We start from the raw sequence: 12,288 nt of genomic DNA on the forward strand, positions 1-12,288 counted from the left end.
ACGCTACTCCTTCGGATACTTATTCTTTCAAGCGATACGTTCTGCTTCTGTTTGCACCAGTTCCTTCGACATCATCCATTTTAGCAATAATTGCCCTTGTTCTGGCTGCACTTAATCCAATGAATTTAGCAATATCACTGGTTTTTGACGCACCTTGTTCCAGTAAATAACTTCGAATTTTAGATATATTTTCGCTTGTTTTATTCGCTTGTTTTTTATCGCTTGTTTTTATCGCTTGCTTTTTATCGCTTGCTTTTTTGAATTCAAGCGATAAAACTGTTCTATCCGGATCAAACCATTCTTCAATGACTGGTTCCACCCAACCTTCATCAGCCCATACGTTGAATATATTCGGAACACCGCTTCCGGCACGTTCACCAATGTTAATCAGGTTAAACATCTTCATCAATGCTTTATTTCGTGGATCTGATTCTCCACCTATACGCATCTGCTGCTTTCCGGTACGGATATATCCCGGATTTGCCAGTATCAATTTATCTGGTTCTTTTTTGATAACAACTCCACGTACACCATAAAAATCAGTATTAATCAAGCAGTTTGCAAGGGCTTCTCTTAGTGCCTTATGCACTGGTGTATCGTCAATTCGGTCTCCACCTACCATCTTAAATGGCACTTTTATATCCTTTATGATTTTGTTATATACTCTGAAATAAAAATCACAAATATTACCCGACCATTCGCCAGAACTTGACTGTAAACGGTCAGTCCATCTTATAGCAGGATCCAGCATCTCTCTGTAATCCAGAAAATACTCAGGGAAATGACGAACAATATTAAATTCCTCACCAAACATCAGCATACCGGCTGCCGTAGGATGGAGTCGCTTATCCTCCTTGGATATTGCTGCAGCACCGATACTGCGCAAATACTCTGCATCGTCTAAACGCTCAAATGGATGGCCAGCCTTCAATGTCCGATGACGGTTTCGATATCCCTGAATGGTTTCACTGTTCAAATCTGAAAGCTCTGCATCATCTAAGACATCCATATCCACTGTGTTTTCAGTCTGGTCACGCAGCATTGCTTTTACCTGCAGTCTGGTACAGCGATAATCCCCAGAATTTGTTCTGCGGTATGTTCCTGTAAACATATCTCCGTTGATATACACAGGTTTCTGGCTGCGTTTTGCCATTGGTACTTCAATGACAATGATTATATCTTCTCCAACCTCATAGATTTCCACATCAGTTTCTGATAAGAGATTGATGTTCACCTTTTTCGGATTGTGCAGCAAGTTCCACAGATTATCCAGCAGCTTTTCTTTGTCTTCTGCCTTTAATCCGGTTGTTTTCCAATGCTTATTTTCCAGTTCCTTCACGCCAAGGATAATGACACCACCATAGGTATTGGCATAAGCCGAATAGGTTTCCCACATATCATTGGGTAAACCGCCATTGGCCTTTTTCACTTCCCGGCGGTTATCTTCTTTATAGGAATCAAACTGGGATAACTCAAATGATTTTGACATATCTTGTTCTCACCTCAAATCTTTATACCCTAATCAAGTTCTTGATAAATTATAGTTTAGCCAAAACCTGATATTTCTTACCATCCGTACTGGTCTGAACCTTTTCATAATTGACCTTTACACCGTCATCCAAGTCAATAGCGATACGGGCAAGGGCTAGGTGGGCAATTTTTTCATCGTATTCTTTACACTCTTTGACCTGTTTTTGCAGCTTTTCTTTGCGTTTGGTCGCTGCCACCACTTCACGGGAATTGGTGCTGCTATCCATCGTATCCTGCATACGATGGATTTCACTTTCGTACACGCGCTCCATACGGTGCAGATAGTCAATACGCAGATTACCAATGGTATTTTCATCATAACGATGCATGTACACAAGCGCCTTGAAACCATTTTGTTTGCCACTGTCAAACAACCAGTAGATAGGGCGTTTTTGGTAAATCTTATTATGGTCTTTTATGAAATCCCCAAGGAAGTAATTACGAATCACTTCACGACTGGAATTGCCTTTGTTGCCAAGTGCATGTGCAATGTAGTCCAAATTTTCTTCCAGTGAATCTTCGCCATATACCTTTTTCAGCCAGCCACAGAATAATCCAACAATGTCATCCGGAAAGTATTCTTCATCCGTGATTGGAATGATATTATCTGTATCAGGAATAAAAGTCCTGTATTTTTCATCGTTCCATTCGCCGCCTGCATAGGCAAGACCATCAGTATCGAGAGAATATCTGCCAAACATACAGCCAACAGCGTAGGAAATCAGTGACTTAATATCTCGTGTCAAGTCTGCCTTGCGAACCGTGACATCCTTGTCAGCGACTTCCGGTGTTAGTTCGTCTTGTAAACCGTAGATGTCGATGAAGATACGGTTCAGTTCTTCTTCGTTGGCTTTGAGGGTATTGAAATGTTCATTACACTCGCCTTGCCATAGCAAATAGCAGAGTTCAAGTGGGCAACTGACTGTTTTTGGCTTATCAGCTCCGTAGTATAAATCCATGGTTTCACCAATCGCTGTGCAATCGCATAGAGATTTCGCCCATTTAACAAGGGGATGATCGGTGAACTCCCATGAGGTTTCAAAGGAATCCCAATCGTGTTTTGATATATCAACACAACTATTTACATTAGCCAATATAGCTTCATTCCTATGGCCATCCAATTTTATAGGGATTTTTCGAAGCGTATCAGCACCTGTGCTTATAGTTGGATTTATAACATTTAATATACTGGCAGTAACTTTAGAATTCAACAAGCCAAGATAGATCTTCATCATATTGTCATCTATTACAAACATACCCGGTGATTTATGATCAAAAATCTGTCCTGCCTTATAATATCGAGAGCTAAAATTGCCCATGCAAATTTCCGACCACGTAATTCCCTCAATAAAAAGCAAATGCTTATATGTCGCTCCGTTACGGTGAAACTGCTCAGACAAACACCACTTGGCTACATAATCATTGTTTCCATACCACTTGCGAACAGTTCCTCCCTTGTTACAATAAGCATAGGTATAACCAGAAGATTGAAAAGTTTCCTCGCTTTTTATCCCTTTTGCAATCTTAGTCAAATCAACTTCTGGCCAAAGTTTTAAGTACAAGTCATTGTTTCCAGTTGAAATACCTGCTGCACATTCTACAAAATCTCCCAACTTGGGGTACATATCAAAAATTTTCGCAAAATGTTCGCTAATCCAATATGCTATGGGGCTGCCGGGTATCTTTTCATAATTACATTGTTTAGCAGTGAATAGTTCTTTTTGTGCTAAAAATGCATCTTCTTTTCCTTTTTGCGTTGAAGGCTTAATAAGACGACAATATTTTCCGGCGTAGTTCAAAGTTAATCCTTGCCGCCTGACAAAAGACGTAGTTTGAACGACTTCTCCACTTATTTCTTCAAACGCTCGTGAGCCCAAATGAACCATACTAACAAAATCTGATTTGAGCATTTTTACTCGTAATTTTTCAAAGCTACTCAAAAACATCCAAGCGTGTTGCGTAATCATAGCTTGAAATCCATTTTTACATATCATTTCATCACATTTTTCAATAAATACAGCGAATAGGTCTGCTTTACTCTCAGGATAATACTTTTTAATATAGTTAGTCAGCTTTGTACTCATACTATTAGAGCCCATATATGGTGGATTCGTCACTACCACATCATATTCCTGAGACATAATCTGTCCAATATCAATCAGCAACTGCAGTTTTGCTTTAGTTTCATCAATTCCAATGGTATCTATGGAAAGCTGAACCTCTGCGTTTGTACCTGCAGTAAATTTGCGGAGCAATTCCCAGTTACATTTTTCAACATTGAGAATAGAGCCATATTCTTTTGCATCCATAAACGTATCTAACACGCTTGTAAGCTGGTTCATCACATCATTTTTTTCAATATCACTCATTCCAGCTCCAAAGTATTGCAACTGATTTCGGTTGATACCATTGCTTTCTTGAATGGAATACACATGGCAAATAGATTCGCCATTCAAAACTCTACGGTTATACTGCCTTGCTTTCATCATGACAGCGAAGTATGCCAGCTGGAATGCACGGTCATCAATATCAAGGCCATAGATATTGTTTTCCAGAATACTCTTTGCAGCATCACGCTGGGTGTAACCAGCAGCTTCATAAATCTGGATCAGAACGTCAAAAGCGTACACCAAAATATGACCACTTCCCATACAAGGATCAATAATTTTAATATCTTCTGGTTTTATTGTCTTATAGTCTTCTCTGATTTTATCCAGTTGTGCCTGAACATCTGCTTCCTGCTCAGCTTCTTCCAGATAATATTTCCATTCCGATTTCAAGTCATCATTTGGATGACCTTCCAGCCACAAACGGCCAAGGCTGTTTTCTACCATGTAGCGAACAATCCAATCCGGTGTAAACAGCTGTGTTGCTGCAGGGATACGTTCTTTGGTAATCTTTATGTTCTTTTTGAGAAGGGCAAAGGCTTCATCTTTTGGCTCGGTATTATAATACTGATACAACCATCCTATGATTTCTACTTGACCACCTTTTTCAATATTGAAGTCATCTTCATCAATATCATGGACAAGGTGATATACCACGCCATCCTGATCAGTAACAGAAACATTCAGAAGAAGTTCCGTATAATCAGAAGTTTTTTCAAATAAGTTCGGAAGAATGGCATTCAAAGCATTACACTGTTTTACAAACAACAAACGAAAACATTCATCCACATTGTTGTCATTTTTCAGTTTTACAATCTGCTCTGTTTCAGCGTCTGTTAATTCCAATTCTGCATCAAAAGGAGTTGTAACAAGATCCGGCTCCAGTTTAGAGCTTCCCTCAGAGGATAAAACACGGATGCGGGAAGGGAGGTAGTCATTTACTTCCATGAAACGAATGGCAATTAAACGGTTAAACCAAGTGTAGGCAACCTCTTCAACCACGTTACGGTAGGCAGTCTTGTAGTCTAAAGATGCTGCTTTAGCTGTAATCAGGTCTGCCAGATGGTTCCGCTGCTTGACCTCATCTCCGCTGATAGAATATGGTTCTTTAGTTCCAATATCAAAGAACGCTGTGCCTTTGGTGGACTGAGGGAGAGCGGATTTGATTCCGTCCTCCGCAATGCCCATAAGACCTGCTTTATAACTTATATCTGCAATCAGTTTGTTTCGTGCCCAAACTGCAAAGTTCTTAATTGCGGTTTTATTCATGCTGCAATTCCTCCAAGCGCTTAGAATTCAATATTCACAATCGTGTCTTCAACCAATTCCTGCATCAGGCGATCTTTAAGGGCAGAAACATATTTATCGACATCTTCTGCAGATTCGATTCTCCAAGAAGAGGTACGGGTAACAGTTTTGATTGCAACGTTTTTGGTTTTCTTTACAACATACGGTGCAGGAGGATCTGCAACTACGGTTGCAGGATCCTTTCCTTGCTGCTTTGCTAATTCTTCCAAACGTTTACGTTCTGCTTCTGCTTTCTCCTTTTCAGCCTGTGCAATTTTCGCATCCATTGCATCCATTTCATTCAGCAATCGGATTTTCAAAGCTTCTGCTCGGTCAGAGAAACTTCTTAGGGTGGATACATTATTGCAATGCTGGGCAGCATCATGAATTTCTTCAAACAACTCACGATACTTAGCAGACTTTTCTTCTTTGTACGGTTTGGCGCCTAAGACTTCAAATACACGGGTTCTGGATTCGTTGATAGAAGCCAGTACCGGAGCTTCCTGCACATCCAATACTGCCATATATGCGTTTTGGAACTTCTCCAACAGTTCAGGCAGCTTTGGAATATCTTTGTATGGAACATGCTTACGAAGGATGTCCTTTATTGCGGCAACTACTGTTTCCACGTCAGCGTCTACGATGTAGGTTTTACTGTCGTTATAAATCTGCATGAGGTGTAAGGCCTTATCGAAAATGGCTTTCTGTTCACCATTGAAAAAGGCTTTTACCGACTCGAAATCTTCTGCAAATTCAAGCAGATCGTCTTTATTTTTTCCAACTACTTGGAAGAACTCTAACGGTGACTGAGCCTGAATAACAGTACGCAACACTTTCTGCCCTGCAAGCACTACTGCTTTTCCCGGATATTCTTTACTTTCATAGCGAATTTCCAGCTGGCCGAGGCTCTCCAACACATTTTTACTGTAAGTAACGAAGTTATTCATCATAGTGTCTTCTTCATCAGACACACTGGATGTATGGAACAGTTCCTTCATGATGTCGCGCACTACTTTTTTATCTTTATCTGCGACACGAATACGCTGCTCCATCAGCAGCTTTTCTACAAAGGCTTTCTTAGTAATCAGACTGATGATTTCCTCTTCCGTTTTATTCATCAGGGTAACGCTTGCTCCATTTACAGTAAATGCAAGGTCGCCACGTTTGAACAGTCTTGCTACCAGCCACTGCACATCATCTTCGATAAATCCATAAGGAGCTTTTGTGAAACGATCCTTCACAGATTTCATGGAAGTTTTCATGTGCATATTGGTATTGCCAGCGATATACTGTAGCACATCGTCCAATGCATGAACGTTTGCTTCCTTACCGCCTTCCAAGTTCAGAGAAAGCTGGTTGGTAGTACGCATCAGCTTACGAATATCGTCTTCCGATGTTGCCATATCAATATAAGAGAGCTTGTGATATACAGTCATAACCAAACGACCAAGGGCATCATTGATACGGCTGGATACTTCCTTGGAACCAATCTGTGCCCGATCACCATTTACATAGATTGTTGCATCTTTCAGAGATTCAGTCAGGAAGAGTTTGGCAGTGCTGAAACGCTCACGCATTTCCATGCGCTTACATTCTTTGATTGTCTCGTATTTTGATAAGGCCAAAGAGGTATTCAGTCTCAGGAATTTTTCAATTTTCAAGTAGGTACGGATTTCATCCATGAAGGTACGGTCATCCGGTAATACAACCAGAACTTCCTTACCCTGACCGGACATCATACGAAGTGTGGTTTCCTCGCTGCCATATTCAGAGGCAGGGGTAAGGATACGAACTCCGATGTCATAATTCTGATTTGATTTATAAGGACGGTCATCAACAGTCTGATTGAATGAGAATGCATAACGACCATTGAATGCCGGATAGCGATAACGCTTGTCCGTGAAAATATCCTCGAAAATCATTTCAGAGATTTTATTGATGACCTCAGCCATCTCAACGCCCTGACTGTCAATTTCACGATTGATTTCCTGTTCTTCGTCTGTTAGGAATACATAGATGTCGCCATTCTTCTGCACCAACATCTGACGCATGAGAACTTTCAGAGCTTCTTCAACTTTTGCTTTCAGTTCAATACGGTCATTATCAATATCAGAAATCATCAAAGAAGTGATATTGTCAATATTGGCAGTAATGTCCTGCACGTATTTAATCATAAATAAGGTCTTCAACACGTTGATAGCAAAAACATCGCTTTCTTTTTTATCCGGGTTGATAAAACTGTTTTCATAGGCTTTAATGATAACGCCACGATGACTATGATCCAAGAAGTTCTCCAAGGCATCATAGAAAGCATGGAATGGAATGATGGTTCCTTCGGGTGCATCCATGAATTCCATTGCAGACTCTTTGAACATGGCGAGCATGGAACGTTCACCTTCGGAAAGGTGTTTTCCAGATGCACCATGAGTACGGATAGAGGTCAGCACACTTGCCAAGAGATTAAACTGGTAAGGCACAAATGGATATATCTCTGAGAAGTCTGTTTCATTGGAATACAGCTTCTTTTCTACACCATCATTGAACACAATCAGGTTTTTAATAATCGTTGCCTTCTGACCGTAGAGCAGACGAAGTGTCTGTGCTGCAGTTTCTTTTTTATCCAAAATTCTCTTCTTGATAACGGCATCAACGTTGGCAGAGGAAAGAGAGAGACGAGTATCAAAACGTCCCTGAATTTTGGAGAAGTCATTTCCTTTTACTTTCGTAATTGAATCAATATCCTGCTGGCTGGTTACAATTACCCAAGCCTTACCTGCACATTCCTTACCAAGTTCTTCGGTAACAGTCTGCATGTTCAGCATCAGTTTAGAATCGTCACCAATGTACTGGCCAACTTCATCCACAAGAAATACTACATGGTGGTTATTTTCTTTACGGTCGATATAGGCTTTGACACGTTTTGCAAAATCCTCAATGCTGATGCGATATGGCTCCGCTGCTTTCTCACACCAGTTACGAGCTGCTGCTTCACTCATAAAATCCATAGCTGCAAGCACATCTACAACGCTGTCTTGAATAAAGTCAAAATCCTGACGGGATTCTGCCCAACCTTCACCATACTCCTCTTCAAATTTTTCTTTGAATTCTTCATAACGTCCAGCCTCAGACAGGCGGCGTTCCAAATCAGCAAGGAAAGGCATCGAACCGGAGAAACCCTGCATTTCATTAAAAACTTTCAGAAAGACATTTACGATGGCATCCTTGTCCTGCTTACCGGTAGATTCACTTTTAGAATCAATATTAAACAGCACAACATCAGTGGAGGTGGATGCTGCCAGCTTCATATCTGCCAGAACCATTGGATCCACAATTTTGCTATCCTCAATGAAGTAGTCAATGGCATGTTTACCACCTACTTCTTTATTTGCCAACAGATAAGAAAGAATTTTCAGAAAGTGAGATTTACCACTTCCAAAGAAGCCGGAAATCCAGACACCCATCTTCGGTGTGGTTCCTGTAATTCCTTTTTTATAAGAAGAAAAGAAATCTGCAAAGTGCTTCTGCAGCTCTCTGGTCACAACATATTCTTCAAGTTCCTGTGATATGTTCGTCTTTTCACCTTGACCAACGATAATAACTCCTTGAATCTCACGGTCAACCGGTTTTGCAAACATTTCTTTAATGTTCATAGTAGTAGTCCCCCTTACTTAATCATCCTAAAAGCACGGTAATAGTTGTCGTCTTTAATTTCGTTAAACAGGATCAGTTCCTGCTCGTTATATGTTCCAGGAAAGAAAAGGACAACCGGTAAGCGTACAAACGCTTGGTGGAGATTGTTCAACACTTTATGGGAACGAAGGATTGGATAACACTTGCCAATTCCCGTTAAAAACACAACTGCTTTTTCTGGTGTGTGTTCTGAAATATAGCGTACCAGATAGCTGTCATCGTCATTGATTTTCATGGAGTTATTAACCGCCTTGATGATGCGGTCAAAACCCTGTTTCTTTTCAAATGAGATACACTTATCTAAAAAGTTTTTTTCGCTAAGATAGTCGATGATAATGTCATATAAATCAAAGACTACCAGTTCAAATCCATCAGTTCCTTTAGAGTTTTTTCCCTTCATGTATGCAATACGTTCACGCACTTCCAGCTCACGTTCAGGTGGATAATCGAATATCCAGTAATTGACCTCATTGGCTTTTCCTTTATTCTGACGGAAGGAGTCTTTCTTAATCATAGCCTCCATCAGGTCTAATCGTTCCTGTAAACTTGCCATTATCTCACCCCCGTCAACGTAGGAATCATTAGTTCCATGCCGTTGTTTTTCAGCCACAATTCCATTGCCGGTTCTAAGATTGGCTTCTGGATTTTACGAGCATCTTTTCCTTTGTCAGTCAGACCAGCTTCAAAGAGCATGCTCTTATAACTTTTCATCAGATTCTTGATAGAGGCCTCTGTCCATCCTGCAATTTTTTCACTCTGCTGCTGCTTGTTTTTGAAAAAAATTCTAAAGTCGCAGTCTGCAAATTCATTGCTTCCAATGATCATTTTTTCTCTGACTACTTCATATACAAAATCAAACAGCAAGGCATCATTCGCCATTGCTGCTACAAGTGCAAACATCTTCTGCGTTGAGGTATCTCCATTTTGAAAAACCGGGATGAAGGATTCATCCAGTGATTTAACTCGTGCTGTTACAGTATTGTAAATCTGTATAGCACGATTGGTGGAGGACGCCCCAAATATATTTTCATCCTTACTCATGAGTTTAATTTCATGATAGGTTTTTCCTTCAGACAATAATTGAACTTCCTTGCGAAATTCCATGAACCAGAAGGCATGTTTGGTTGCACTGGCACTATATTCTTTTCGTTCCATAGCAAAACCTATTCCTTTCCAATTATCATTCTACTGGTTCACCTGTCCCATTGTCGGGACTTGGTAGTATATCCATGATTTCATCTACTGTACAATTCAGCTTTCTGCAAATCCGGACAATGATTTCCATAGAAACATATTCATTTTTAGAGAGTTTTGCAAGCGTATTGCTGCTGATTCCAACCTCATCTCGGAAATCCATTTTCTTTAATCCTTTATCAATCAATAGCTTAAATAACTTGTTATAGCATACATCCATAATGAACACCTCTCATTAACGAACCATAGTAATAGCATCATACAAAACATTGTACCATAATTTCCTCTGTTTGCGTCACTTAATTTGGCGAACGCCAACCTAATTTCCTTGATTGTCCTCTCATTTCTCCAGAACGACAATCAAAACCGTGTGCATTATATTTTTAGATTTGTTTGAACTATTTTGCGGTATTTCGGCTTATAGGCAGAGAAACAAATACAAGAGCAAGTTTCGCCCTGTAGTCCAAATTTCGCATTCTGCTTATTTGTCTTGACAGCCGGACGGTAATTTATTGGGGCGTGCCTTCCCCAAACCCTGCTTGAATTGGATATAAAAAAAGAGCGTCCACTTCGTTCCCGTAAGGGAAAAATGAGCGCTCACTTGCTTTCCGATGCATGAACTGTACTAATTTTTAATGGAAGTCCATTATACAAAAAAGGCGCTTGGCTCTATGAACTGTCGCTCCTTTGCTTCATGACTTCGTTTTAATTTAGACAAAATTTATCATATTTCATTTTTCATGTAAAGTGCATTCTGCATAAAACCATCAATTTTAGCAGATCACAATGCCCTGTTATTTTCCATCGGTATAGGAAAACCCCAGCCCACAAAAGGCCGGGGTTTCCTGAGGTATGTATCAATAAAATGAGGGAAAAGCAGTTTATTTATCAATTCTGAATCCGGCATAAGCGGTCATTCCATGCTCATGCATATCCAGTCCGTCAAGCTGTTCCTGGTCGCTGACGCGGAGTCCGACCGTCTTGTCAATAATTGTGAATATTACAAATGCCATAATCGCCACATATGCAATAACAGCCCCCACACCGATCAGCTGTGTTATGATATTACAGCCTTCTCCGAACACACCGGTTAAAATTGTTCCAAAGCATCCGCATGCGCCATGAACACCGATTGCGCCCACCGGATCGTCGATTTTAAGTTTTTTGTCCACCACTTCAATAACCAGAACCACCAGGATACCAGCCAGCGCGCCGATTATAATGGCCTCGTAAGGAGTTACCACATCGCATCCTGCGGTGATCGCAACCAAACCGGCAAGGGAACCGTTGAGTGTCATGGAAACATCGGGTTTTCCGTATTTTGCCCATGTAAATACCAGCGTCACGAATGTGGCTGCAGCGGCTGCCAGGTTTGTTGTGATCGCGATCTGGCCTACGCTGGTGGATGCCGCTGTTGTAGAGCCGCAGTTGAATCCAAACCAGCAGAACCAGAGAATGAACACGCCTAATGCTCCGATGGTGATATTGTGGCCCGGAAATGCATTTGGCGTTCCGTCCGCATTGTATTTGCCAAGTCTCGGCCCTAAAATCTTTGCTCCGATCAGGGCGCAGAGGCCGCCTACCATATGTACCGCGGTGGAACCTGCAAAATCGTGGAAGCCCATTTCTGCCAGCCAGCCGCCGCCCCAGATCCAATGGCCGGTTACCGGGTAGATAAAGACGCTGATAGCTGCCGAATAGATCAGATACGCCATGAATTTAGTTCTCTCCGCCATGGCTCCAGATACAATCGTAGCCGCCGTAGCACAGAAAACGGTGTGGAAAATCATGAATACGCCGATCGGAAGGCCATTGATCAGCCCCGATCCGTCCGCTAAAGAATACGGCTGAAAGAAACCGGAAGTCCCCAGAAAGCCGCCTGTATCCTTACCGAACATAATCGCAAATCCAATTACAAAGAAGAATAAGGAACCGAGTACAAAATCCATCATATTTTTCATAATAATATTGCCCGCATTTTTAGCTCTGGTAAATCCTGCTTCCACCATGGCGAAGCCGGCCTGCATAAAATAGACAAGAAATGCTCCAAGCATCGTCCATGTGACGTTCATCAGAAGGTCTGCCGCCTGGGAAGCCTCCATGCCGCTGTCAATTAAATCTAATAAGTTCATAATCATTTCCTCCTCATATCCTTTTTCAAGCGCTCCCAATGTCCAATTAAAAAGGGAGACAACCGCTG

The 12,288-nt window shown here is 41.2% G+C and carries 7 protein-coding genes; all 7 read right to left on the bottom strand.

Annotated features, from left to right (window positions below):
• Window positions 1-19: 19 nt before the first annotated feature.
• The 7 genes from C0033_RS08170 to C0033_RS08200 all read right to left on the bottom strand — a co-directional run bounded on the left by C0033_RS08170 (window position 20) and on the right by C0033_RS08200 (window position 12,220).
• The gene (locus tag C0033_RS08170) at window positions 20-1,489 is read right to left on the bottom strand and encodes an RNA-binding domain-containing protein (RefSeq protein WP_103227374.1); all 1,470 of its coding nucleotides are present in this window, start codon (window positions 1,487-1,489) and stop codon (window positions 20-22) included.
• 49 nt (window positions 1,490-1,538) lie between these two features.
• Window positions 1,539-5,186 carry a BREX-1 system adenine-specific DNA-methyltransferase PglX gene (pglX, locus tag C0033_RS08175; protein WP_103227375.1) on the bottom strand — a complete coding sequence of 1,216 codons (3,648 nt, stop codon included), beginning with the start codon at window positions 5,184-5,186 and terminating at the stop codon, window positions 1,539-1,541.
• A gap of 20 nt (window positions 5,187-5,206) precedes the next feature.
• Window positions 5,207-8,854 (bottom strand): BREX system P-loop protein BrxC, encoded by a 3,648-nt coding sequence (brxC, locus tag C0033_RS08180; RefSeq protein WP_103227376.1) that lies wholly within the window; start codon window positions 8,852-8,854, stop codon window positions 5,207-5,209.
• 14 nt (window positions 8,855-8,868) lie between these two features.
• Window positions 8,869-9,447: a DUF1788 domain-containing protein gene (locus tag C0033_RS08185; protein ID WP_103227377.1), complete on the bottom strand. Its 579-nt coding sequence runs from the start codon at window positions 9,445-9,447 to the stop codon at window positions 8,869-8,871.
• Window positions 9,447-10,049: a DUF1819 family protein gene (locus C0033_RS08190; protein ID WP_103227378.1), complete on the bottom strand. Its 603-nt coding sequence runs from the start codon at window positions 10,047-10,049 to the stop codon at window positions 9,447-9,449. The genes C0033_RS08185 and C0033_RS08190 overlap by 1 nt, the downstream gene beginning before the upstream one ends.
• 25 nt (window positions 10,050-10,074) lie before the next feature.
• A complete protein-coding gene (locus C0033_RS08195) occupies window positions 10,075-10,308 on the bottom strand; it encodes a helix-turn-helix transcriptional regulator (RefSeq protein WP_103227379.1) in 234 nt (77 codons plus the stop codon).
• 661 nt (window positions 10,309-10,969) lie between these two features.
• Window positions 10,970-12,220 (bottom strand): ammonium transporter, encoded by a 1,251-nt coding sequence (locus tag C0033_RS08200; RefSeq protein WP_103227482.1) that lies wholly within the window; start codon window positions 12,218-12,220, stop codon window positions 10,970-10,972.
• Window positions 12,221-12,288: the final 68 nt, after the last annotated feature.

The organism is Clostridium sp. chh4-2 (assembly GCF_002899675.1).
In the GTDB taxonomy this organism is placed as follows: domain Bacteria; phylum Bacillota; class Clostridia; order Lachnospirales; family Lachnospiraceae; genus CHH4-2.